The organism is Nocardia uniformis NBRC 13702 (assembly GCF_001613345.1).
GTDB classification, from domain to species: domain Bacteria; phylum Actinomycetota; class Actinomycetes; order Mycobacteriales; family Mycobacteriaceae; genus Nocardia; species Nocardia uniformis.
Genome location: NZ_BDCE01000078.1, coordinates 39,524 through 62,395, shown reverse-complemented (window position 1 = coordinate 62,395; position 22,872 = coordinate 39,524). Strand labels below are relative to the sequence as shown.

At 68.5% G+C, this 22,872-nt stretch carries 21 protein-coding genes and 1 pseudogene; 12 read left to right on the top strand and 10 right to left on the bottom strand.

All coding sequences use genetic code 11. The features are described 5' to 3' along the window. Nucleotides 1-50 precede the first annotated feature (50 nt). From NU1_RS30370 to NU1_RS30360, 3 genes are read left to right on the top strand one after another with little or no spacing between them, the layout of a single operon-like run. Nucleotides 51-587, top strand: coding sequence for a WKL family lipoprotein (locus NU1_RS30370; protein ID WP_067526892.1), 537 nt, complete (start codon nucleotides 51-53; stop codon nucleotides 585-587). Continuing rightward, nucleotides 588-2,690 (top strand): MMPL family transporter, encoded by a 2,103-nt coding sequence (locus NU1_RS30365; RefSeq protein WP_067526891.1) that lies wholly within the window; start codon nucleotides 588-590, stop codon nucleotides 2,688-2,690. Nucleotides 2,691-2,692: 2 nt separating this feature from the next. Continuing rightward, the gene (locus NU1_RS30360; RefSeq protein ID WP_067526964.1) at nucleotides 2,693-3,064 is read left to right on the top strand and encodes a YrdB family protein; all 372 of its coding nucleotides are present in this window, start codon (nucleotides 2,693-2,695) and stop codon (nucleotides 3,062-3,064) included. 21 nt (nucleotides 3,065-3,085) lie between these two features. Here the strand turns inward: NU1_RS30360 and NU1_RS30355 are convergent, their stop codons facing one another. From NU1_RS30355 to NU1_RS30330, 6 genes are all read right to left on the bottom strand, one after another. Next, entirely contained in the window at nucleotides 3,086-3,391 is a 306-nt protein-coding gene (locus tag NU1_RS30355; RefSeq protein WP_067526890.1) for a hypothetical protein, read from the bottom strand. Then, the gene (locus NU1_RS30350) at nucleotides 3,384-3,587 is read right to left on the bottom strand and encodes a hypothetical protein (RefSeq protein WP_067526889.1); all 204 of its coding nucleotides are present in this window, start codon (nucleotides 3,585-3,587) and stop codon (nucleotides 3,384-3,386) included. The genes NU1_RS30355 and NU1_RS30350 overlap by 8 nt, the downstream gene beginning before the upstream one ends. An 80-nt stretch (nucleotides 3,588-3,667) precedes the next feature. After that, nucleotides 3,668-4,507, bottom strand: coding sequence for a heme ABC transporter ATP-binding protein (locus NU1_RS30345; RefSeq protein ID WP_245720384.1), 840 nt, complete (start codon nucleotides 4,505-4,507; stop codon nucleotides 3,668-3,670). Next, a complete protein-coding gene (locus tag NU1_RS30340; protein ID WP_371859858.1) occupies nucleotides 4,504-5,625 on the bottom strand; it encodes a FecCD family ABC transporter permease in 1,122 nt (373 codons plus the stop codon). Before NU1_RS30340 ends, NU1_RS30345 begins: the two co-directional genes overlap by 4 nt. Continuing rightward, nucleotides 5,622-6,662 carry a heme/hemin ABC transporter substrate-binding protein gene (locus NU1_RS30335; RefSeq protein ID WP_067526887.1) on the bottom strand — a complete coding sequence of 347 codons (1,041 nt, stop codon included), beginning with the start codon at nucleotides 6,660-6,662 and terminating at the stop codon, nucleotides 5,622-5,624. The genes NU1_RS30340 and NU1_RS30335 overlap by 4 nt, the downstream gene beginning before the upstream one ends. A 20-nt stretch (nucleotides 6,663-6,682) precedes the next feature. Further along, complete coding sequence (locus NU1_RS30330) at nucleotides 6,683-7,642, bottom strand: aldo/keto reductase (RefSeq protein ID WP_067526886.1); 960 nt, start codon at nucleotides 7,640-7,642, stop codon at nucleotides 6,683-6,685. A 233-nt stretch (nucleotides 7,643-7,875) separates the two neighbouring features. On the opposite strand from NU1_RS30330, the gene NU1_RS30325 reads away from it, so the two are divergent. The 5 genes from NU1_RS30325 (at nucleotide 7,876) to mshC (ending at nucleotide 12,501) form a co-directional block, all read left to right on the top strand. After that, nucleotides 7,876-8,823 carry an undecaprenyl-diphosphate phosphatase gene (locus tag NU1_RS30325; protein ID WP_067526885.1) on the top strand — a complete coding sequence of 316 codons (948 nt, stop codon included), beginning with the start codon at nucleotides 7,876-7,878 and terminating at the stop codon, nucleotides 8,821-8,823. A 76-nt stretch (nucleotides 8,824-8,899) separates the two neighbouring features. Further along, on the top strand, nucleotides 8,900-9,634 hold the full coding sequence (locus NU1_RS30320) for a histidine phosphatase family protein (RefSeq protein WP_067526884.1): 735 nt from the start codon (nucleotides 8,900-8,902) through the stop codon (nucleotides 9,632-9,634). A 35-nt stretch (nucleotides 9,635-9,669) separates the two neighbouring features. Next, the gene (locus NU1_RS30315) at nucleotides 9,670-10,257 is read left to right on the top strand and encodes a DUF3090 domain-containing protein (protein ID WP_067526883.1); all 588 of its coding nucleotides are present in this window, start codon (nucleotides 9,670-9,672) and stop codon (nucleotides 10,255-10,257) included. Between the two features lie 5 nt (nucleotides 10,258-10,262). Next, nucleotides 10,263-11,036, top strand: coding sequence for an SCO1664 family protein (locus NU1_RS30310; RefSeq protein ID WP_067526882.1), 774 nt, complete (start codon nucleotides 10,263-10,265; stop codon nucleotides 11,034-11,036). 226 nt (nucleotides 11,037-11,262) lie between these two features. After that, nucleotides 11,263-12,501, top strand: a complete 1,239-nt coding sequence (gene mshC / locus NU1_RS30305; RefSeq protein ID WP_067526881.1) for a cysteine--1-D-myo-inosityl 2-amino-2-deoxy-alpha-D-glucopyranoside ligase — start codon at nucleotides 11,263-11,265, stop codon at nucleotides 12,499-12,501. 18 nt (nucleotides 12,502-12,519) lie between these two features. Here the strand turns inward: mshC and NU1_RS30300 are convergent, their stop codons facing one another. Next, entirely contained in the window at nucleotides 12,520-13,095 is a 576-nt protein-coding gene (locus NU1_RS30300) for an NADPH-dependent F420 reductase (protein WP_067526880.1), read from the bottom strand. Between the two features lie 510 nt (nucleotides 13,096-13,605). Between NU1_RS30300 and NU1_RS30295 the strand changes: the two genes are divergently transcribed. The 3 genes from NU1_RS30295 (at nucleotide 13,606) to NU1_RS30285 (ending at nucleotide 18,413) form a co-directional block, all read left to right on the top strand. Beyond that, nucleotides 13,606-14,166 carry an adenylate kinase family protein gene (locus tag NU1_RS30295; protein WP_067526879.1) on the top strand — a complete coding sequence of 187 codons (561 nt, stop codon included), beginning with the start codon at nucleotides 13,606-13,608 and terminating at the stop codon, nucleotides 14,164-14,166. Between the two features lie 94 nt (nucleotides 14,167-14,260). Beyond that, nucleotides 14,261-14,746 (top strand): FKBP-type peptidyl-prolyl cis-trans isomerase, encoded by a 486-nt coding sequence (locus NU1_RS30290; RefSeq protein WP_067526878.1) that lies wholly within the window; start codon nucleotides 14,261-14,263, stop codon nucleotides 14,744-14,746. Nucleotides 14,747-15,449: 703 nt separating this feature from the next. Next, nucleotides 15,450-18,413: a type II toxin-antitoxin system Rv0910 family toxin gene (locus NU1_RS30285; RefSeq protein WP_245720383.1), complete on the top strand. Its 2,964-nt coding sequence runs from the start codon at nucleotides 15,450-15,452 to the stop codon at nucleotides 18,411-18,413. An 85-nt stretch (nucleotides 18,414-18,498) separates the two neighbouring features. On the opposite strand, the gene NU1_RS41915 is transcribed toward NU1_RS30285, so the two are convergent. Further along, on the bottom strand, nucleotides 18,499-18,909 hold the full coding sequence (locus NU1_RS41915; protein WP_157553246.1) for a hypothetical protein: 411 nt from the start codon (nucleotides 18,907-18,909) through the stop codon (nucleotides 18,499-18,501). Between the two features lie 73 nt (nucleotides 18,910-18,982). Here NU1_RS41915 and NU1_RS30275 point away from each other — a divergent pair, with 73 nt between their 5' ends. After that, nucleotides 18,983-19,879 (top strand): alpha/beta fold hydrolase, encoded by an 897-nt coding sequence (locus NU1_RS30275; RefSeq protein WP_067526961.1) that lies wholly within the window; start codon nucleotides 18,983-18,985, stop codon nucleotides 19,877-19,879. Between the two features lie 202 nt (nucleotides 19,880-20,081). Here NU1_RS30275 and fadD11 read toward each other — a convergent pair whose 3' ends face one another. After that, nucleotides 20,082-21,899 (bottom strand): fatty acid--CoA ligase FadD11, encoded by a 1,818-nt coding sequence (gene fadD11 / locus NU1_RS30270; protein WP_067526960.1) that lies wholly within the window; start codon nucleotides 21,897-21,899, stop codon nucleotides 20,082-20,084. 210 nt (nucleotides 21,900-22,109) lie between these two features. Beyond that, nucleotides 22,110-22,616, bottom strand: a pseudogene (locus NU1_RS43880) (CPBP family glutamic-type intramembrane protease); the annotation flags it as partial. Nucleotides 22,617-22,872 lie beyond the last annotated feature (256 nt).

Here is a 22,872-nt window from a genome sequence, read left to right as displayed (position 1 = left end):
GCGCATGATTGACTAACGGCAAGCAACATCAGTTCGACGCGAGGAAGTTGATGGCACTTCGACGTTCGGCCGCCGCCACCGCACTGTCCCTCGCCGTCCTCGGCGCCGCCCTCGCGGCCTGCGGCGGCGGCTCCGACGATGATTCGGTGGCCTCGGCCCGCGCCTCGGCCTACGCCGCGCTGTCGTCCTCCTCGGCGGCCGCGGCCACCAGCGCCGCGGCGCGCCCGTCGATTCCGACCGCCGCCGACCTGGACACCCAGATCAAGTCCGCGCTGGATCCGAATCTGCCCGACGACGAACGCGTCGCCCTCATCGAGGACGGTGACGCCTTCCGCGACGCCATCCCGGATATGTACAAAGCGCTGCAAGACAATCCGCGCGCGGTGTACGGGGTCCGGGATCCGGTGTTCGACAATCACGACGGCACCCTCACCGCCACGCTGAGCCTGGACAAGGACGGCACCGGCACCAATGTGCGCACCACGGTGGTGCATTTCGTGAACACCGACGGACGCTGGAAGATCTCGCGCACCGATCTGTGCGGCATTCTGCGCTCGGCCGACTACACCACCGCGGCCTGCGGATAGATGCTGCACAACGGTTCCCTGCGGTGGGGGCGCATGATCCACCGCAATCGGTACCTGGTGTTCACCCTCTTCGCGCTGGCGGTGCTGGGGTCCGGCTTCTACGGCCGCGACCTGGGCGACCATCTGACCCAGGAGGGCTGGTTCGACGAATCCAGTGAATCGGTGGCGGCGTCGAAACTGGCCGACAGCACCTTCGGCCGCGATACCGACTCCGATCTGATCGTCATCTACACCGCGCCGTCGGGCACCACCCTCGACGATCCGGGGCTGCGGGCGGCGGTGGCGGGGGAGCTGACCCGGCTGCGCGCCGACCACGACGAGCACATCCTCAAGATCGACTCCTATTGGGACGGGTCGATGATGGGCCAGTTCGCCGACCCGTCGCGCACCCACGCCTTCGCCTCCATCGGATTGCGCGGCGACGGCGGCACCGACACCGTCGAGAACTACCTGGCCATCAAGGACGATTTCGGCGCGGGCACCCCCGGAGCCGGTCCCGGCGGCACGACCGTGCAGTTGGCCGGACTGCAGCCGGTCGTCGAGGGCATCAATACCGGGATGCAGAAGGATATCCACCGCGCCGAACTCATCGCGCTCCCGCTGGTGGCGATCCTGCTGTACTTCGTCTTCGGCGGGATCATCGGCGCCCTGCTGCCGGTACTCATCGGCGGTATGACGATTCTGGGCACCCAGGGCATCATGCGGATGCTCACCGACCATATTCAGGTCAACGTCTTCGCCAGTGCCGTCGTCACCCTGGTGAGTTTGGGCCTGGCCATCGACTACGGACTGTTCGCGGTGACCCGATTCCGGGAGGAACTGGCCGCCGGGCGCGGCGTGCAGGAGGCGACCGCGCGCACGGTGGCCACGGCCGGACGCACGGTGCTGTTCTCGGCGGCGATCATCGCGGTGAGCCTGGGCGCGCTGTTCATCTACCCGAACGGGGTACTGCGGTCGGTACCGCTCGGCGGGATCAGCGCGGTGCTGCTGGCGGCGGTGCTGTCGGTGACGGCGCTGCCCGCGGTATTGAGCATTGTCGGCGAGCGCATCGACCTGTGGGGATGGCATCGGCTGGCCAGTATCCGCACCGCCGAGCAGATCGACGCCGGCTTCTTCTCCCGGCTGGCGCTGTTCGCCATGCGCAAGCCGTGGCTGGTGATCACACCGGTCGTGCTGATGCTGCTGGCCCTGATCCTGCCGTTCCGCAATATCGAATTCGGTGGGCTCAGCGAACGCTATCTGGCGGCACACAATCCGGCGCGGGTGGCCCAGCAGGATTTCGACACCTGGTTCCCCAGCTTCCGCACCGAACCGTTGAAACTGGTTGTGGTGGACGCGAATCCGCAACAGCTCTCCGATATCCGCCACGAGGCCACCCAGCGCACCGCCGGAATGATGACCGGGCCGTTCGACCCGTTCGCACCGACCCAGGACGCGGTCACCGTGCTGGGATCGGGGTTGGCCGACAAACGCGACGCCGATACCGCGATCACCGCACTGCGCTCGATTCCACAACCACCCGGCACGCAGGTGATGGTGGCGGGTGTGCCCGCGCTCGAACGCGACAGCATCCACGGACTCATCGAGGGTCTGCCACTGCTGGCGTTGATCCTCATCAGCGCGGCGATCGCACTCATGTACGCGGCGTTCCGGTCGCTGGTGCTGGCGGTCAAGGCGGTCGCCATGAGCGCGTTGAGCCTCGGGTCGACCCTCGGCATCCTCACCTGGATCTTCGTCGAAGGCCACGGCGCGGACCTGTTCCACTTCACTCCCGGCCCGCTCATGTTCGCGGTGCTGGTGTTGATCGTGACGGTGCTGTTCGGCCTGTCCACCGATTACGAGGTGTTCCTGCAATCGCGGATGGCCGAGGCGCGCGCCGACGGCGCACCACCGCAGGAGGCGATCCGCTACGGCATCGCCCACACCGGTGGCGTGATCACCTCCGCCGCCGCCATCCTGATCGTGGTGACCGGCGCGTTCGGCTTCTCCGATCTCGTCCTGATGAAATACATCGCCTACGGCATGATCGCGGCACTCGTCCTGGACGCCACCGTGATTCGCATGCTGCTGACCCCCGCGGTGCTCAAACTGGTGTGGCGGTGAACATGTCGATTGCCAAGGGCGCGAACCTGCTGCTCATGTTCGTCCTGGAGTTGGCGGTACTCGCCACCGCCGCCGCGTGGGGGTACTCCCTCGACGCCCCGCCGATCGTGCGGATTCTCGCGGCCGTGGCCGCGACGGCGGTGTTCATCGTGGTGTGGAAACTGTTCGGCGCGGCGCGCGACGCCCGCTACAAGCTCACCGGATTGTCCAGGGCCGCACTGGAAGTGCTGTGGTTCGGTGGCGGGGCCGTACTGCTGGGGTTCACCTGGTCGCCGACCGCGGGCGTGGTGTTGTTCGCGCTGTGGGTGATCAACGGGGTGCTGCGCGTGCTCTGGGATCAGGTCGACACGGTCGCCGCCGTGCACAAGCGGTAGACGAAGGTCGGGTGAGGAGATCTATTGCAGTCCGAGTAGCGCCTTCATGATGGCATCGATCTCGCCCAGTTCGGCTTCGGTGGCCGCGCCGCGGTGCACACCCTTGCTGAGGTGTTCGGCGGGGACCGCCTGCATTCGCCACAGGATCGCGTGGCCGTCGACGGCGGCGAGCGGGGTCGTGACGTACTGGCGCGATGGTGGGCTCGGCACGATCGGGGCGATGAAGGCGTATCCGATGGGGTTGGCGATATCGGTATCGGAGACCACGAGGGCGGTCATGGATCGACCGGTAACGGTGGTGATCTCGTAGATATCGCCCCTACGCACTACGCCACTCGTCGCACGTCGCGTCGAAATCGGCGAGCAACTCCGCATCGGCGGCGGTCAGCGACTGCGCGGCGGCGAAGAGTAGATAGTGTTGGGCCGCCTTCTCGAAGCCCTGTGACCGGTTGCCACCGGAGATCCGCTCGATGGCGTCGATGACACGTTCGTCGACTCGTATCGAGACCTGCCTTGATGCCATATCACAAGTTGCATCACAACCGCGGTGGGGTGGGTGGGGGAACGCGCCCGAAAATCACGACGGCGACCTGGCCTTCCTCCCTAGCCGCGCACCGGAAGCACCAGTTGCGCACCCGTGACCGGATGGTCGAGGACCTCGACGGGGTGGCGGTAGACGCGGCTGAGCAGTTCGGTGGTCAGCACCGCACGCGGTGGGCCGTCGGCGGCGATACGACCGGCGTCGAGAACCGCGACCCGGTCGGCGTAGGCGGCGGCGATACCGAGATCGTGCAGCACGACCACGACGGCCGCACCCTTACCGGCGCGGTCGCGGGCCAGGGCGAGGATCTGTTCCTGATGGCCGAGATCGAGTGCGGCGGTGGGTTCGTCGAGCAGCAGGGTGGGGGTGTCCTGGGCCAGCACGCGGGCCAGCGCGACGCGGGCGCGTTCACCACCGGACAGGGCGGGGAAGGGCCGGGCCGCGAGGTGGGTGACGTCGGTGGCGGCCATGGCGGCGGCAATATGGTCGTCGTCGCGCAGTTGCCGGTCGGTGCGCACCCACGGGGCGCGACCCATGGCGACGACTTCGCGTGCGGTGAACGGGAATCCGACCGCATGCGATTGCGGCAGGACCGCACGGCGGCGCGCCATATCGAGATGAGTCCAGGCGGTGAGCGGTTCATCGTCGAGTTCGACGGTGCCCGAGACGAGGTCGAGTTCCCCGGTCAATGCCGCCAGCAGCGTGGACTTGCCGGCACCGTTGGGGCCGACGAGGGCGACGATCTGTCCGGCCCGCACCTCGAAATCGATACCGTCGAGGACCCGGCGGCCGCCACCGCGTTCGACGACCACGGCGCGGGCGCGCAGGGTCACACTGCCCGGTTCGGGGGCCTCGGGCACCGGGTGGGCGCGTTGGAAGACCGTGGCGAGACCGCGTTTCACGCCCACCCTCCCGCACTGGCACGGGTGCGGCGCAACAGCCAGAAGAAGAACGGCCCACCGACGAGCGAGGTCAGCATCCCCAACGGCAGGTCGGCATTGTGCACGATGGAACGGGCACCGATATCGGCGGCGAGCAGCACGATCGCCCCCACCACCGCCGAGAGCGGAATCAGGACGCGGTGCGCGGGCCCGACGAGCATGCGCACCAGGTGCGGGACGATCAGTCCGACGAACAAGATGATGCCGGTGAACGCCACCCCCGCGGTGGCCAGCACGGCGACCACGACGATCACATTGCGCCGCAACCGTTCCACGTCCACACCCAGGTGCCGGGCGGCGGATTCACCGAGGGCGAGCAGATCCAGCCGCGGCGCCATCCAGATCGCGGCCGCCACCCCGGTCAGGGTCAGCGGCGCGACCACCGCGACCGCCTGCCAGGTGGCGCCGTTGAGACTGCCCAACTGCCAGAACACGATCTGATCGCGCGCCGCCGGGGACGCGGTGAACAGCAGGAACGACAGCAGCCCGCCCGCGAAGGCGTTGATGGCCACACCGGTGAGCACCAGCGTCACCACCTCGGTGCGCCCGTTCGAGCGCGCCAACACGTACACCAGCAGCGTGGTCGCCAGTCCGGCGACGAACGCGCCCGCCGCCACCGACCACACCGCGGCGAACGCCCCACCGAAGACGATGACCGCGCCCGCACCGACCGCGGCACCGGCCGACACCCCGATAACCCCGGGTTCGGCGAGGGGGTTGGCGAACACACCCTGCAACAACGCACCCGCGGTGGCGAGGGCCGCCCCGACCAGCGCGGCCATCACCACCCGCGGGAACCGCACCTCCCACAGGGTCAGATATCCGGCCGGGTGGGCGGGCATCGACCCCCAGTCGAGTCCGAGGCGGTGCAAGACACTGCCCGCCACCTCCGCCGGTGTGGTCGGCACCTGCCCGACCGCCGCCGAGAAGACCGCCAGGGCCACCATCGCCAGCACCGCGCCGGTGAAGATCAGCGCGGTCCGCGACCATCGCCGACTGCCCCGCACGGGCCCCGGATCGACCGTGGCCGCCGAAATCTCATGCGGCATGGTGCGCTTCGCGTCGACCGGGTCACTCATGCGTGGTCGATGCCGTATACGGCCTGGGTGAGGGCGGCGAGGACGCGACCGGTATTGGGGCCGAACGACAGCAGCAGAGTGTCGGCCATATCGACGACGCGCTCGTGGCGGCCGGCCGGGGTTTGCGCGATACCGGGAATCTTCTCGACCCCGTCGACGCCACCGACCGAGGACAGGCCCTCACTCATGACCAGCAGCACATCGGGGGCGGCCGCGATCATCGCTTCGCTGGTGATCGGCAGGAACTCCTCGCTGATCCCCGACGCGGTGCCCGCGTCGATACCGCCGATGGCGGTGATCAGCGAATCCGCACCGGAACCCGGGCCCGCGATCATGGTGATGGCGGTGGAGCGCAGGTAGAGGAACGCGATGCGCGGCGGTGCGTCCTGCCGCGGGACAGCCGCGGTGGCGGCGTCGATCTCGGCGCGGGTGCGCTGCGCGAGCGCGGCACCCGCGTCGGGCACCCCCAGGGCGGCGGCGACGGCGTCGATCTGCGCGGCGACGGTGTCCATGGTGCGCTGCGGATCGAAGTAGACGACGGTGATACCGAGAGCGTTCAACTGGTCGCGAATGACGGGGGTGGCGGCGGTGGTATCGGTGAGGAAAACCGAGGGCTGCAGTGCCGCAACGGCTTCCACGCTCAAGGTGCCCGCGCCACCACTGACGGTGGGCAGCTCCTGCACGGCCGGGAAGGCAGCGGAGTTGGAGCGGCCCACCAGATTCGCGCCCAGTCCGAGAGCGACGACCGTTTGGGCGAGGGTGCCGTAACGGTCGGCGGCGACAATGCGGCCGACGTCGGTGACGGTGACCTCGCTGCCGTCGAAGGAACGCACCGTCGCCGGCAACACCGAGGTCGGTGCGGGTCCGATCGGCACCGGGTCGAGATCGTCCACGGTGGCCGTGGACGGCCCGTGCGGTCCGGTGCCGCCCGGATCGGTACCGGCGCAGGCGGTCAGACCCACGACCAGGGTGATACCGGCGAGCATGAGCAGCATGCGCCGGGCGGTTACCGTTCGGGCACGCACGAGACTCCTCATGCAGGTAAGGCTAGCCTGGCTCATTCTGTGCGTGCGCTCACATCTCCGAGAGCGGCCGCGATAGCGCGCGGCAATTCGAGGGTTTCGGCGGCCAGCACGCCGGTGAGCTGCCCGATATCGCGGGCCCCGACGATCATGCTCGCCACTCCGGGCTGATCACGAATCCACGCCAGGGCCACCGCCAGCGGTGAGACACCGAGCCCGTCGGCGGCGGTGACGATGGCGTCGACGACCCGCACCGCCCGGTCGTCGAGGCTGGCGACGATCTCGGCGGCGGTCGCCTCATCGGCGCCACGCGAATCGGCGGGCACCCCGTCCCGGTATTTGCCGGTGAGAATCCCCCCGGCCAGCGGCGCGGTGGCGATCACACCGATGCCGTGATGCTGTGCGGCGGGCACGAATTCGTGTTCGGCGCCACGCGCGAGCAGCGAGTACGGCGAGTACGCGGTGGTCAGCGGCGCGCCCGCGGCCAGGGTCGCCAACTGCCAGGCGTCATAGCCGCGCGCCCCGGCGTAGCGCACCCGCCCGGTCCGCACCGCGTATTCGAGCGTGGCCGCGATCTCCTCGAGGGGAGTGTGCGGATCCCAGGCATCGACGGTCCAGATATCGAGGTGATCGGTACCCAACAGCGACAGCGTGTGATCGAGTTGGCGCATCATGGTGCGCCGCGACGCGTCCACCGCCCATCGCGTCGGCGCGGGAGCGGGCGCGGCCGGATCACCGAGAACCGGTGTGCGCCCGGCACTGCCCGACAGCACCAGCTCCTCACGCCCGAGTTCGCGCAGCGATTCCCCCAGAATGCGTTGCGCGGCACCATCGGCATAGGACGGGCTGGTGTCGACGAGTGTGCCGCCGGCCTCCATGAACGCGAACAGCTGCGCCGCCGCGTCGTCGGGATCGGTCTCCCGCCCCCAGGTGTGGGTGGCCAAACCCAGCCGCGAGACCCGCAGTCCGCTGCGCCCGACCGTGCGCTGTTCCATCACCGTACAAACCCCTCTGTCACAGGGGTCAGCCTAGGCGCACATATGCTTTGCACCCGGATAGGCCGCGCCGTCGAACCGCCGCACGCACCGTTGGGCCGCACCGGTGGTCGGCTCCGGCGACGTGCGGGTAGGGTCGCTGCGGTATCGCGGCGCGCCCACCGGCGACGACCGCCGTCGGTGGGTGAATTGTCCACCGCGAGCAGACGATTCGATGTGGACAGGAGTGGTGCGTGGGCGAGTCGATGACGTGGCTGCAGGCGGTGGTGCTGGGACTCGTGCAGGGCGTGACGGAGTTTCTGCCGATCTCGTCGTCGGGGCATCTGCGGATCGTGTCGTCGGTCTTCTTCGGTGACGACGCGGGCGCGTCGTTCACCGCGGTCACCCAGTTGGGTACCGAGGCCGCGGTTCTCGTCTATTTCGCCAAGGACATCGGGCGGATCCTGGTGGCCTGGTTCACCACCGTGTGGGCCCAGCTCACCCAGAAGCAGCGCCAAACGGTGCCACTGCACGATCAGCCCACCACCCAGTTGCCCGTCTACAGCGAGGTCGAACATCCCCGCTACGGCCTGGACCCCGATGCGCAGCGCGACCTCGATTACCGCATCGGCTGGTACGTGATCATCGCCACCATCCCCATCGGTGCCATCGGATTCCTTTTCCGGGATGAGATCCGTACGGGCGCGCGGAATCTGTGGCTGGTGTCGTTCATGTTGATCGCGTTCGCGTTCGTGATCGCCGCCGGTGAGTACTACGGCAAGAAACAACGTCCCATCGAGCAGTTGACCACCCGCGACGGTCTGATCATGGGTTTCGCGCAATGCCTGGCGCTGATTCCGGGCGTGTCGCGCTCGGGTGCCACCTCCACCGCCGGCCTGTTCCTCGGATTGACCCGGGAGGCGGCCGTGCGGTTCTCGTTCCTGCTCGCGATCCCCGCGGTGCTGGCCTCGGGGCTGTTCAGCCTGCCCGACGCGTTCGAACCGGCGGGCGCGGGCCTCAACGCGTCGGGACCGCAATTGCTGGTCGCGACCCTTATCGCCTTCGGCGCGGGATACGCCTCGGTGGCATGGCTGCTGCGCTTCGTCACCAACCACTCCCTCAACTGGTTCGTCGGCTACCGCATCATTCTCGGTCTCACCGTGATGGGGTTGCTGGCCGGCGGCGTCATCTCGGCGACATGATCGTGTCGAGGGTATCGGCCACGCACGCGAATCCACACTGCCGTTGCGAATACCGGCCAGCCAGTAGGCTGGCCCGGTGACAGTGATCCTGTTGCGGCACGGCGTGTCCACGTCGAATGTCGCCCATACGCTGGCCGGCCGCAGCGCGGGTATCGATCTGACCGACCGCGGCCGCGAACAGGCCCAGGCCCTCGTACAGCGATTGGGTTCACTGCCCATCGAGCACATCGTGTGCTCACCGCTGCTGCGCTGCCAACGCACGGTCGCCCCGCTGGCAGACAAGCTCGGTATCGACGTCGAACCCGATGAACGGCTCCTGGAAGTCGATTACGGCGACTGGACCGGACGACCCCTGGGTGAACTGATCAGCGAACCGCTGTGGAAGGTCGTGCAGCGGCACGCCTCGGCGGCGGTGTTCCCGGGCGGAGAAGGCTTGGCGCAGGTGCAATTCCGTGTCGTGTCCGCTCTGCGCGAACACGACGCCGCGCTGGCACGCAAACACGGCGGCGAGGTGTTGTGGGTGGCGTGCACCCACGGCGACATCATCAAATCCGTCATCGCCGACGCCTACGGCATGCATCTGGACCTGTTCCAGCGCATCGTCGTCGAACCCGCGTCGATCAGCGTGGTCCGCTACACCCCGACCGCACCGTTCGTCTGGCGGGTCAACGACACGGGGTCGGACCTGTCCACCCTCGCCCCACCCCGCGACCCGGCCGCCAGATCGGGGCCGGTTCCCGGCGGGGAAACGGGCAACACCGTGAGTACGGATAATGAGGGTGTCGAACACCCCGATTCTCATACTGAGTAGTTCTCATTCCGGGTAGTGCAGTCAGGAGGTGCAGATTGTCCCGAGCAATCCATATTTTCCGCACCCCCGATCGATTCGTCGCCGGCACTGTCGGCGAGCCGGGCGACCGCGCCTTCTACCTGCAAGCCGTGCAGGAACCGCGGGTCGTCAGCGTGCTGCTGGAAAAGCAGCAGGTGAAGGTGTTGGCCGATCGGATGGGTCTGCTGTTGGACGAAGTCGCGCGCCGCTTCGGCACGCCGGTGCCACCGCAGGCCGACGATGTCGCCGATACGGCACCCCTGGTCACACCCATCGACGCCGAATTCCGGGTCGGCACCATGGGTTTGGGCTGGGACGCCGACGCGGGCGCGGTGGTGGTGGAACTGTTGGCCATCACCGAAACCGAGGTCGACGAATCGGTGGTGTTGGCCGATGACACCGAGGAGGGGCCCGACGCGGTGCGGGTCTTCCTCACCCCCATCCAGGCACGCGAATTCGCGCTACGCACCACCCGGGTGATCGCGGCGGGCCGCCCGCCGTGCCCACTGTGCGGGGAACCGCTCTCACCCACCGGGCATATGTGTGTGCGCACCAACGGCTACAAACGCGGCGAGATCTTCGGCGCCACCGAGATCGAGGACTGAGCCCCATGTCGCGCGACCCGCTGCGCACCGCCGACCTCGAGGTGGTCGGGCAGGTGACCACGGCCAGCAATGTGACGCTGGTGTGCGAGGGCGACGGGGTGCGCGTGGTCTACAAACCGGTGCGCGGGGAACGGCCGCTGTGGGATTTCCCGGACGGCACCCTCGCGGGCCGGGAAGTCGCGTCCTATCAGGTATCGCAGGCATTGGGGTGGGGGCTGATCCCGGAAACCGTGCTGCGGGACGGCCCGCTGGGGCCGGGCATGGTGCAGCGGTGGATCGACACTATCGAACCCGCGGGTGGTCGCCCGGATCTGGTGGATCTGTGCGCGGTCGGCGCGATACCCGACGGCTTCCGTGAGGTGCTGCGCGCACTCGACGGGTCGGGGCGGCGGGTGTCACTGATCCACGCCGACGATCCGCGACTGCGCCGCATGGCGGTGCTCGATGTGCTGCTCAACAATGCCGACCGCAAGGGCGGGCACGCCCTCGACGGGGTCGATGGCCGGGTCTACGGGGTCGATCACGGGATCTGCCTGCACAGCGAACCCAAATTGCGGACCGTGCTGTGGGGGTGGGCGGGGGAACCGATCGAGGAGGAACTACTCACCGACATCACCCTTTTCGTGAAGGCGCTGCCCGGGGAGCTGGGCGATCGGCTCGCGGAGTTGATCACCGATACCGAGATCGAGGCCCTCGAGGCCCGCGCGCGGGAGTTGCTGGCCGATCCGGTGCTGCCGATGCCGCACTCCACGCGCCCGATTCCGTGGCCCGCGTTCTGACCGCTCGATCCGTTCGCGGGGCCCGAATTCCGGGACCGGCCGCTACCACCCGGTGCGGGGGGGCCGTGCCGCGGGGTGAAAACGTTGCAAGAATCATGATTGCAATGGTTGACGTGTGCGCGATGGCGGCCACGTCGCAGGTCGGCGCACGTCACCACGCGTGTCGCCGCTCTCACTGAGCGGGGGCGGCGCGGGCGGGGGCCGGTCGTCCCTTTACCCTCGAATCATGCAGTCCTGGTCCGATATCGCTGTCCCGACCGTTCCCGGATCCGGACCGGCGTTGCGTTTGTTCGATACCGCCGACCGGCAGGTGCGCCCGGTCACCCCCGGGAAAACCGCCACCATGTACGTCTGCGGCATCACCCCCTACGACGCCACCCACCTCGGGCACGCCGCCACCTACCTCACCTTCGATCTGGTGAACCGGCTCTTGCGCGACGCGGGCCACGACGTGCGCTTCGTGCAGAACGTCACCGATGTCGACGATCCGCTCTTCGAACGCGCCCGCCGCGACGGAATCGACTGGCAGGAGCTGGGCACCCGCGAGATCGACCTGTTCCGCGAGGATATGGCGGCGCTGCGGGTGGTACCGCCCGCCCACTACATCGGCGCCATCGAATCGGTGCAGGAGGTCGTGGAGATGGTCGACAAACTCCTCGCCTCCGGCGCGGCCTATACCGTCGACGATCGGCAGTACCCCGATATCTACTTCCGCCACGACGCCACCGAGCAGTTCGGCTACGAATCCGGCTACGACCGCGCCACCATGGAGCGGTTCTTCGCCGAACGCGGCGGCGATCCCGACCGGCCCGGGAAACGCGACCCGATCGATCCGCTGATCTGGCGGGCCGCACGCGCGGACGAGCCGTCGTGGCCCGCGCCCTTCGGCGCGGGGCGGCCCGGCTGGCATATCGAGTGCGCGGCGATCGCACTCAACCGCATCGGCAGCGAATTCGATATCCAGGGCGGCGGCTCCGACCTCATCTACCCGCACCACGAATACTCCGCCGCGCACGCCGAAGCCCTGGTCGCGGGACGCCGTTTCGCGCGGCACTACGTGCACGCCGGACTGATCGGCCTCGACGGCGAGAAGATGTCGAAATCGCGCGGCAATCTGGTTTTCGTCTCCACGCTGCGCCGCTCGGGCACCGATCCGGCGGCGATCCGGCTGGGCCTGTTCGCCGGGCACTACCGCCAGGACCGCGAATGGTCCGATCAGGTACTCGCCGACGCCCTCGCCCGCCTCGACCGCTGGCGGGCCGCGGCCGCGCTGACGTCCGGTCCCGCCGCCACCGATACCGTCGCCCGGCTGCGCCAACACCTCGCCGACGACCTCGACACCCCGAAAGCCCTTGCCGCCGTGGATAGTTGGGCGGAGCAGGCAATGAACTACGGTGGCCCGGACAGTGCCGCGTCGGGGCTGATCCGCGACGCGGTCGACGCACTGCTGGGTATCAACCTCTAGAACTGGCCACGCACGCGATCACTGTCCGGCGTTCTTCGACTGCGCGAGGCCGCCGCCGTCGACAGGATGGAAACCGGCGTCGCGAATGAGGGGCACGACGGTGGCGGCGGCTTCCGGGTCGTCGCTCCAATAGCGCATATCCGGGTGCTCGCCGCTGTCCTGGCCACGCAGACCGTCGGCGAGCAGGTCGGCGGCGAGGCGGTCACCGAAGGTGCGCACCAGGCGAACGTCCCCGAGCCGCCTCAACTGATACTGCGGGCTGGTGAGACCGTCGGGCACCGGCAACGGCACCGGCGTACCGCCCTGTTCGGTGAGCGGGTTGCTGGGGTCGATGACGATCTTGCCCTGCAATGCGGGGCCGTAATCGCGGGCGATCTCGTGGAAGGCCTCCCACCACACCGCGATCACCACCACATTGGTGGCGGCCAGTACATCGGTGGTCGACAGGGCGGTGGCGTGGTCGCCCAGTTCGTCGGCCAGCCGTTTGGGCCCGTCGAGGCGGCTGGCGCTGAGCAGTACGTGATCGCCGCCCGCGACCAGCAGCCGGGCCAGATTGCCGCCGATGCGGCCGGTACCGATGAATCCCACACGCATGACGGGCCTCGCTTTCGCGGTCGTACCTCATGAACGGAGCAGGGGAGAACGAATATCGCTGTGCCGCAGTCTGATTCGAGACATATGCGGGCGCGGCGCAGGGTCGCGCGGAGTCGAGCACCCCGATAGTAACCGAACGGTTGCTTCTGTTGAGGGAACGTCGCCGCAGGTCGCCGCAGGTCGCCGCAGGTCGCCGCAGGTCGCCGGCGCGGATATCGGGCCCGCCGGTCAGCCACGCACCGCGGGTCGCGGCCCACCGGCACGGTCGGCGAGTCACCGCGGCTGGATCTCGCACCCTCGGTGTCCAGGTGCGTCGGTGTCCAGGTGCGTCGGTGTCCAGGTGCGTCGGGGCGAGTCGCCGAGAACCGCCTGCGCGCCGCGTCCGGGGGTACCGATCGTGCCGTGCCCGGGGGTACCGAGTTTCGCCGAGGCGCGACGCGAGCGCGGTCACCGTGCCACGCTTTCCTCATGCCGGTGCGTGACGCACCGGACCGATCGCTGGAGCCGACTATGCGCGCAATCGTGTCCGGGCACCCGCAGAGCGGGATCGCCACCCAGCAGCGGCTGCTGTCGCGGCAGCTGGGCCTGCCGGTGATCACCATCGGTGACGCGGTCCGCGCGGAGGTCGACGCCGATACCGCCCATGGCCGCCGGTTCACCGCGGCCGCCGACCGGGGCGAACCCCTCGACGACACACTGTTGGCCGATATTCTCGCCGCCCGCCTCGCCCGGGCGGATACGACGGCGGGTTTTCTCCTCGGTGGTCTGCCGTCGACCGTCGAGCAGGCGGTACTGCTCGATCAGCGACTGGCGGAGTCCGATACCCGACTCGACGCCATCGTCGGGTTGGCTCTACCCGTGGACGTGATCGTCGAACGGCTGGTCACCTCCGGCTATCCCGGAGACCCCCACACCCTTCGTCTGCGTATCGAGCGGCTGGAATCGCTCCACGCACCGGTGCTCGATCACTACCGTGACCGGGCCGCGCAGGGCCGGGTACGCCTGCGTCTGGTTTCCGGCACGGGATCGGTCGATGCGGTGTTCACCCGGATCGTGGCGGCCCTCCGCTAACGTGGGCGCGCCGATCGAACTAGGGTCCTGGGTGTCGCCTACCGTGACGGCGGCCGCGAGATCTTCCGAATTCCTGTGAGAAAGGGTTGCGCCTATGCTGATCGCCGCCAACGAGGTCGTCTCCATCGACTACACCCTGACCAACGACGCCGGTGAGGTGCTCGACGAGTCCGCCCCCGGCGACCCGCTCGTCTACCTGCACGGCGCGGGCAACATCATTCCCGGCCTGGAGAACGCCCTCGAGGGCAAGGCCGCCGGAGACCAGCTCAGCGTGGTCGTCGAGCCGGAGGACGGGTACGGCGAATACCTGCCCGAACTGCTCACCACGGTGAGCCGCGAGGTCATTCAAGGCGTCGACGACCTCACGGTGGGCATGCAGTTACAGGCCGAGGCTCCCGACGGCGACGTGCAGATCATTACCGTCGCCGGTGTCGACGGCGACGAGGTGACCATCGACGCCAATCACGAACTCGCCGGGCAGCGGTTGACCTTCGCGATCAAGGTTGTCGATATCCGTGACGCCAGCGCCGAAGAGCTCGTCCACGGCCACCCGCATGAGGATGGCGACCACCAGCACTGATCGGCCGTGCGGGGGAACCGGTGACGGCGCGGCGCGTGAGCCGACCGCCACCGGTTCGCCGCACCGCCCCGGTTCGTCGCCCGCAGCGCCCTGCGCGCCACTCGGTGCCCCACCAACGATCGTCGGTGGAGTGTGCACGGGGCTGTGTGCCTGACAGTGAGCGCGCCGCAGCGACGACAATGCGGAGTGTCTCGCCACGGCCAGCGATATTCGCGAAACGTTCCGCCGCGGCGACACCACCCTCGGTACCTCTCGTTGGCACGTTTCGCGCGTTCCTGTGCCCCGGAGGCCGCATCCCTTAGGGCACGTGCCTTCGATGCCGCGTTCTCTGTGGCATGCGCAACCCTCGTCGAATCTCGGCACCTCGACCGCTCAGCCCGCCTCAGGAGCGAGGTGCGGCCTCGGCAGGCCGGTCCGGCGGGTCACATATCGCAAGGCGCGCTCGGCATTCGGGTGCGCGGCCGCGATTTCGCGCTGCCGCTCGGACCGCGCGACGCTGTCCAGGCGGCGCTGTCTTGGACCTCATGGCACCGTCGGTCGATTCGGACACGTGGGTGGGGCGGCGAATGCTGCCGTCGCGTGGCGGTATCGGACCTCTCGGACCAGGTGCGGGAGAACCTGTTGCAGACGCCCCCTCCCACGGGACCGTAGATAGCGATACGGTGAGCCTCTGATTCTCTCACCCTCGATGAGGAGGTAGACGGTGACGGCTGTGCCCGGATTCGACCGTTTCCGTATGGTGCGCAAGCAGATTCGTGCCGGAGGTGACTTACTCGGCGCGGTGCGCAAGGATCCGCGAATCGTGCGTGAGCTGATCGCCGGATTCACCGGAAAGTCCACCCAGACCGCACCGGTGCCCGAATTCGGGGAGCACACCCCACCGGAGGGTCTGGCGGCGTTCGCGCGGACCGCGCACGCACAGCAGACCGTGGACGCGACCGCCGAGACGGTGGTGGCGTATCTGCTCGACCTGGGTCGGATGCCGGACTGGTTGTCGTTCCACGCGGGCTGGCGCGGCGAGGCCCCCGGCCGCGCCGAACCGGGCCTCGAATACACCCAGCAGGCCGAGTTCATGGGTATCCCGGCGGATCTGCGGTGGACGGTCACCGAGGTACGCGCCGACGGTGTCGACATGCACGGCACCGGACCGCAGGGATTGCGGTTGGCGTTCTGGATCACCGTCTCACCCACCGGGTCCGGGTCGACGGTGTACGTCGACGCCGGGCTGGCGGGGTCACCGATCGAGGGCCCCCTCGGCGGTTCGGTGGCACGCAGCCTGGGTGAGGCGTTGAGTGAGTCGTTGGCCGGGCTGCCCGCCGCGGTGGCATCGGCGGCCCCGGATCGGTCACGGGCGCCGCGCGCGGCGGTGCGCCATGAAGCCTCCGATGTCATGGTCGCCGGGTCGACACCGGTGCTGGTGGGTGTGGGTCAGGTGGTGGCACGCACCCCCGATCAGGAGTTCCGCGATCCCGCGCAGCTGGCGGTGCGGGCGCTGCGCGATGCCGCCGCCGACACCGGTGCGGGGCAAACGCTGTTGGCGCGGGCGGACGCGGTGTTCGCGGTGGCGTCCACCTCGTGGCAGTACCGGGATCTGGGTGCGCTGGTCGCCGCCGCGGTCGGTGCGGGCGAGGTGGATACGGTGCAGTCGAGCCCCTTCGGTGGCGACGGCGGACAATTGGTGCTCAATGAGGCCGCCGCGGCCATCGCCGCCGGCGAATACGACGTGGTGTTGGTGACCGGCGCGGAAGCGGGCGCGACCCAGGCGGCCGCCCAGCGAGCCGGGGTCGAGGTGGATTGGCCGGTGCAGGGCGACGGGGTGCGGCCCACCCGCACGGTCGGGGTGGACCGGGCCGCCAACAACACGCCGGAGACGACGGCGGGGCTGCTCGCACCGATCAATATGTACGCACTGCTGGAATCGGCGAACCGACACGCTCTGGGCCGCACCGTCACCGAGCACGCGCACGCGGTCGCGGCCCTGTGGTCGCGACTGTCGGCGGTGGCCGCCCGCAACCCGAACGCCTGGCAGCGACAGGAATTCAGCGCCGAGGACATCGCGACCGTCACCGACACCAATCGGATGATCTCCGCGCCGTACACCAAACTCGAATGCGCGAACCTACAGGTCGATATGGCCAGCGGCATCATCATGTGCAGTGCCGCTACCGCCCAGGCCGCCGGAATCCCCCAAGAGAAGTGGGTGTTCCTGCACACGGGCGCGTCCGGGCACGACGAATGGTTCGTCAGCGAACGCGCCGAACTGGCCGCCTCCCCGGCGATCCGCGCCCTCGGTGCCGCGGCCCTCGACCACGCCGGGATCGGCGCGGACGAGCTCACCCACGTCGACCTGTACGCGTGCTTCCCGGTGGCGGTGCAGATCGCCGCCCGCGAACTCGGCCTGCCGATCGATGACCCGAAGCGTCCGCTGTCGGTGACCGGCGGCCTCACCTTCGGTGGCGGACCCGGCAACAATTACGGCGGGCACGCGGTCGCCACACTGGTGGAGAAATTGCGGGCCGAACCCGGAACCTATGGCCTGGCAACCTCTTTGGGCTGGTACCTGACCAAACACGCGCTCGGCGTGTACTCGACCACCCCACCGAAGACCGGCTATCGGCATCTGACACCGGTGATCGACCTGCCGCCGGCACGACCGGCCCGCACCGGCTACGACGGTCCCGCGGTGGTGGAGGCCTACACCCTGCCCTATGACCGCAGCGGTGCGCCCGAGGCGGCGATCGTCAGTGTGATCACCGACAAGGGCGCGCGTGTGCTGGTGCGCGCCACCGACTCCGCCCTGCTCGCCGAGTTGACCGACCGTGACCTGCTGGGCCTGCCGGTCACCGTCTCCGGCGACAGCTTCACCGTCGACGACACCACCCCTGTCGCACTGCCCACCCCGCCACCGGCACCGGTACTGGTGGAACGGCGCGGCCACATCACCATCATCACCATCAACCGCCCGCACGCCCGCAATGCCATCGACCTGGCGACCGCGCTGGGAATCGAACGCGCCCTCGACGCCTACGAGGCCGACACCAATGCCCGCATCGCCATCCTCACCGGCGCGGGCGGCTATTTCAGCGCCGGAATGGATCTCAAGGCCGCCGCGCGCGGCGAGGTCCCCATCACCGAGAAACGCGGCATCCTCGGCATCGTCGCCCAACCCCCGACCAAACCGTTGATCGCCGCCGTCGAGGGTCCCGCGCTGGCGGGCGGTTGCGAACTGGCCTTGTGCGCCGATCTCATTGTCGCCGCCGAGAATTCGACCTTCGGCATCCCCGAGGTCAAACGCGGCCTGGTCGCGGTCGGCGGCGGTGTGCTGCGGCTGCCCCAACGCCTCCCACGCGCCATCGCCATGGAAATGGCATTGACCGGCGACCCCGTCACCGCCGCCCGCGCCGCCGAGTTCGGCCTGGTCAACCACGTCGCCGCCCCCGGCCACGTCCTCGACGCCGCACTGGCGCTGGCCGAACGCATCGCGGTCAACGCCCCCTTGAGTATTCAGGCGTCCAAACAGATCATCGACCAGAGCCCGGACTGGTCCACCACCGAAGCCTTCACCCGCCAAGGCCAACTCGCCGCACCTGCCCTGTCCTCCTCCGACGCCGGGGAAGGGATGCGGGCATTCATCGAGAAGCGCCCACCGGTGTGGCGCGGCCGCTGATCGCCAGCACCCCGCGGCCGCGGGTCACGGACGTGCCGCGGGGGTGCTGGCGGTGCCTCGGCGGCACGGCACTGACCGCGATTTCCTAGGCGCGGCCGAGCCAGTCCTTGACCAGCGTGGTCGTATCGTTCTTGCACAGGGCTTGGACGATGAAGTAGTTGTTCGGGTTGACCTTGGTCGGGTAGCCGAGCTGTCCAGCGAGGGCTTTCAGCGTCGACTTCCCGGTCGCCTCATCGAGATCGAGGAATCGCGCGCAGGTCGTGGCGGTCAGATCCCCGGCCACCGGCGCGGCGGAGGACGTCGCAGTTGTTGTCCGCGTGGGGGTTGCCGCGGGGGAGGTGACATCTGCCACCGACGTCACCGCCGCTGATGACGTCACCGCCGCTGATGACGTCGCCGCCGACGGTGTGCCGTCCACGTCACCACTACATCCCGCCAGCGCCCACGACAGCGCGGCGGTCGCGATCACGGACAGGTATTGCACTCGACATCGCATGCCTGGAACGTATCAGCCGAAACATACTCCGGCCGTGGCTGTCTCGGCCGATAGCACTACGAGAGGCCTGCTCATGACATCCCCACCGGAGGAAACCCTCACACTGCGGCGCGACGGGCTGGAACTGTCCGCGCGACGGTTCGGGTCGCCGGAGAATCCGCTGGTGCTGCTGTTGCACGGGTTTCCCGACACCCCGCACAGCTGGGACGGTCTGGTGCCACTGCTCCTCGACGCCGGGTATCAGGTGCTCGCGCCGTGGTTGCGCGGCTACACCCCGGGGTCGGCGGCCCGGTCGGCACGCTACGACCTGCTGGCGGTCAGCGACGATATCGCCGCCTGGCATGACGAGCTCGGGGCCCCACCCACCCACCTGGTCGGTCACGACTGGGGTGCGTTCGCCGCGATGGTGTTGGCGAAACAGCAGCAGCGACAGTGGCTTTCACTCACACTGCTGGCCATCCCACCCTTCGGTGGCGGCTTCGCGGCACGGTCGCTGCCGCTGCTACCACGCCAAACACTGATGTCGTCCTACATTCCGGTCATGCAGTCGGGGGCCTCACCGCGGCTGCTGGTGCGCGAGGATGCCGCGTTCGTGCGTCGGCTGTGGCGGCGGTGGTCGCCCGGCTGGCAGTTCACCGACACCGAATTCGCGCCCACCGCACGCGTTTTCACCGATCCGATGATGGCGTGGGCGGCGACCCGCTACTACCGGTCGCTGTTCACGGTGCACCGCCGCACCACCCGCGATTTCCTGCGCGTCCTGCTCGCGCCGCAATCGCCGCTGCCGACCCTGGCGGTGGCCGGGCTGCGTGATGGCTGTATGTCGGCGACCTTGCAGCGTGTGCTGTCCGAGCGTGCGGGCGCAGCGCACGCGCAACTGCCCGACTGCGGCCACTTCCTGCACGCGGAACAACCCGCCGCCGTCGCCGAACACCTGCTGCCGCATCTACGCGCCGCCAGCCCCGCCTGACGGCGCGACCACCACGTCTCCACACGGCAGGTGTCGGCGCGACCGTCACGGTAGGGGCGCGTCACCGCTCCCGACATCGCCCGCTCAGGGGTTGGTGAGGGCGGTGACCGCGTCGGCGAACATGACGTTCTTGATGGCGGCGAGGGTGCTCTGATCCTTCGCGGTGAGCGGGGCCCACACACTCGGCGCAGCCCGCCTCGGCCTACCCCACACCGGGCCCCGACGCGGCGGCAGGCTCGTGCACATTCACGGGAAGAGTGGGGGAGTACAGGGCCTCGATGGCGTCGGCGTACTTCTCCGCGATCGGCTTACGCCGCAATTTCATGGTCAAGGTGATCTCGTCGCCGCCGGGTTCCCAGAACGACGGCACAATGGTGAACCGTTTGACCTGCTCGACTCGCGACAGTTTCGTGTTGCCCGCCGCGACACCGCGCGCGATGTCCTCGATCACCGTCTTGTCGGTCGCGAGCGCCGCGGCCGAGGCATCGGTCAAACCACGTTGCGCCGCATAGGGTCCCGCCGATTCGGCATCGAGAACGATGAGGGCGGTGGTGTAGGCACGATTGTCACCGATCACAGCCAACGCACCGATGAGCGGGGTGGCGGCTTTGATGGTGTTCTCGATATTGGCCGGCGACATATTCTTGCCGTCGGCATTGATAATGAGTTCCTTCTTACGGTCGACCACCCGCAGATAACCCTCGTCGTCGACGGTGATGATATCGCCGGTGTGCAACCATCCGTCGCCGTCGAGCGCATCGGCGGTCTTCTCCGGCTCCTGCCGGTATTCACGCATCACCAGGGGACCACGCACCAGGAATTCACCGTCGTCGGCGACACGACCTTCCAACCCGGGCAACAATTTCCCGACCGTCCCCAAGCGCGCCTGCCGCGGTGGGCTCACCGACGCAACACAGGTCAATTCCGACATACCCCACACCTCGGAGATGGGGATCCCGAGCCCGAAGAAGAACCCGAGAGTCTCCGGCGGGATCGGCGCGGCCCCCGACAACGCCCACTTCAATTGGTCCAACCCGAGTTTCGCCCGCAGCTTCGACAGCACCAACTCATCGGCTTTCACCCATTCCGCCGCCTGGGTCTCATCGAGCGGCACACCGGCCAACTGCGCGTCGGACTTGCGCGCCGCCACCCCCAACGCCCACGTCAGCGCCGCCTTGCGGGTCTCATCGGGTTCGTTGGCGACCGAGAACTCCACCGCCGCTTTGAGTTTCTCCCACACCCGTGGCACCGCACCCCAAATGGTGGGATGCACATCGGCCAACGCCGCCGGCAGCAACGTGCGATCGGGCACCACCGTGATCTGGGTACCGAAGTACTGCTGCAGGTACAGCGCCGTCACCCGGTCGGCCATATGCGCGGTCGGCAGATAGGAGGTGATGCGGTCCCCGAACTCGATCGACATCACCGACTCGTAGGCCTCACATTCGAAAGTGAGACTGGCATGGGTGATCTCGACCCCCTTCGGATTGCCGGTGGTGCCAGAGGTGTAGCACAACGTCACGATGTCCTCGGGACCGACGGCCCGCCAGGTGGCGTCGAAATCGAAGTCCGCACGCACCGACGCCGTCAGTTCCGGCACGCCGATGGTGCCCTCCGGTGCCCCGTCCACGCACACGATGGTGTCGATCGGCACCCCCGACGCACGCACCCGCTCCACATACTGTTCCTCGCAGATCACCACCCGATTCCCGGCATTGGTGAACACATAGTTCAACTGTTCGGCCGACAGCGTGTTGTACACCGAGAACGAGGTCGCTCCCGTGTGCTGGGCTCCCACTTCGAGGGGATAGAACTCGACCCGATTGGCCATCATCAACGCCACCGTATCCCCGCGCCCCACCCCCAACCCCGCCAATCCGCCCGCTACCGCGCGCACCTGATCGGCGTACTGCCGCCACGTCAAACTCTGCGCCCCACCGATCGACCGCACCGCCACCGCATCCGGGTCGATGCCGGCCACCCGCTGAAACGCCGCACAGGAAGTTCTGGGTTGATCCATCACAGTTCTCGATCCACTCCGCCGGACTTTTCCCGACGGTAGAACCTCGACCCCACCCCGCGTGCCCGTTTCGCGGAGTTGGTCCGGCGCGGTGCGGATCCGCCGCCCCCACACCGCGCCCCCGACCGCTACCGCGGTGAACAGCAACCCGGTCACGGTCTGCACAACGGGCCGATCATTATCGGGAGTAGCACCGGCGACCACATTCATCATGGCGTGCACAATGATCGCCGCACTCACCCCGCCGGTGACAGTGTGCAATCCGACGATGACCACCCGCGCGGCCACCGTCGCCACGAACCAGCCCGCGATCCACCCCCACTCCCGCCCGGCTTGCAGCAGCGGAATCACATGCCATGCACCCCAATAGATTCCGAGAATCAACCCGGCACCGACCGCCCCGAATCGATGGTGCAGCGGATCAGTGGCGTAGGCGGTCCATCCCAGTTCCTCGGCCGCCCCGGCAATCAGCATCGCCACCAATACCACCGGCAGCGCCAACAGCGGCAGCGCCGACGCGAACTCGACCGGCTCGAACAACGCCGCGATCGACACCGCCAGCACACCGATACCCACCGGCAGCAGCGCCGCGATCACATACCAGCGCGCCCGCCCCGCCGGACGATCCACCGCCCGCCGCAGCAGCGCCGCGACCGCGGCCCACCCACACGCGCGGTATACCAGCAGCGCGGCCGCCCCCACCGGCACCACGAACATCAACGCGCTCGCGGGCACCGCTACCGCACCGACCCGCACTGTCGGCGCGAACGCGCCAAGTACATAGAACGGCAGCGACAACACCGTCACCACCACCAGAAACGCCACCGGCCGCCCAGCGCGTACCGAAACCTCAGAACTCACTGACTCCCCGCTCTCGTGCACTGATCGACCACACCTATCAGACCGGTGCTGTCACCGCCGATCCGCATCCACATCGGATGCCACCGGGTCCAAGGGGCTCCACCGGCATACG

What these genes read in the sequence shown, in the direction of transcription:
- NU1_RS30295 (WP_067526879.1), top strand. Translation starts at nt 13,606, where the DNA reads ATGCGCGCAATCGTGTCCGGGCACCCGCAGAGCGGGATCGCCACCCAG.
- NU1_RS30360 (WP_067526964.1), top strand. Translation starts at nt 2,693, where the DNA reads ATGTCGATTGCCAAGGGCGCGAACCTGCTGCTCATGTTCGTCCTGGAG.
- NU1_RS30300 (WP_067526880.1), bottom strand. Translation starts at nt 13,095, where the DNA reads ATGCGTGTGGGATTCATCGGTACCGGCCGCATCGGCGGCAATCTGGCC.
- NU1_RS30330 (WP_067526886.1), bottom strand. Translation starts at nt 7,642, where the DNA reads ATGGAACAGCGCACGGTCGGGCGCAGCGGACTGCGGGTCTCGCGGCTG.
- NU1_RS30340 (WP_371859858.1), bottom strand. Translation starts at nt 5,625, where the DNA reads ATGAGTGACCCGGTCGACGCGAAGCGCACCATGCCGCATGAGATTTCG.
- NU1_RS30350 (WP_067526889.1), bottom strand. Translation starts at nt 3,587, where the DNA reads ATGGCATCAAGGCAGGTCTCGATACGAGTCGACGAACGTGTCATCGAC.
- NU1_RS30365 (WP_067526891.1), top strand. Translation starts at nt 588, where the DNA reads ATGCTGCACAACGGTTCCCTGCGGTGGGGGCGCATGATCCACCGCAAT.
- NU1_RS30335 (WP_067526887.1), bottom strand. Translation starts at nt 6,662, where the DNA reads ATGAGGAGTCTCGTGCGTGCCCGAACGGTAACCGCCCGGCGCATGCTG.
- NU1_RS30290 (WP_067526878.1), top strand. Translation starts at nt 14,261, where the DNA reads ATGCTGATCGCCGCCAACGAGGTCGTCTCCATCGACTACACCCTGACC.
- mshC (WP_067526881.1), top strand. Translation starts at nt 11,263, where the DNA reads ATGCAGTCCTGGTCCGATATCGCTGTCCCGACCGTTCCCGGATCCGGA.
- NU1_RS30275 (WP_067526961.1), top strand. Translation starts at nt 18,983, where the DNA reads ATGACATCCCCACCGGAGGAAACCCTCACACTGCGGCGCGACGGGCTG.
- NU1_RS41915 (WP_157553246.1), bottom strand. Translation starts at nt 18,909, where the DNA reads ATGCGATGTCGAGTGCAATACCTGTCCGTGATCGCGACCGCCGCGCTG.
- NU1_RS30310 (WP_067526882.1), top strand. Translation starts at nt 10,263, where the DNA reads ATGTCGCGCGACCCGCTGCGCACCGCCGACCTCGAGGTGGTCGGGCAG.
- fadD11 (WP_067526960.1), bottom strand. Translation starts at nt 21,899, where the DNA reads ATGGATCAACCCAGAACTTCCTGTGCGGCGTTTCAGCGGGTGGCCGGC.
- NU1_RS30370 (WP_067526892.1), top strand. Translation starts at nt 51, where the DNA reads ATGGCACTTCGACGTTCGGCCGCCGCCACCGCACTGTCCCTCGCCGTC.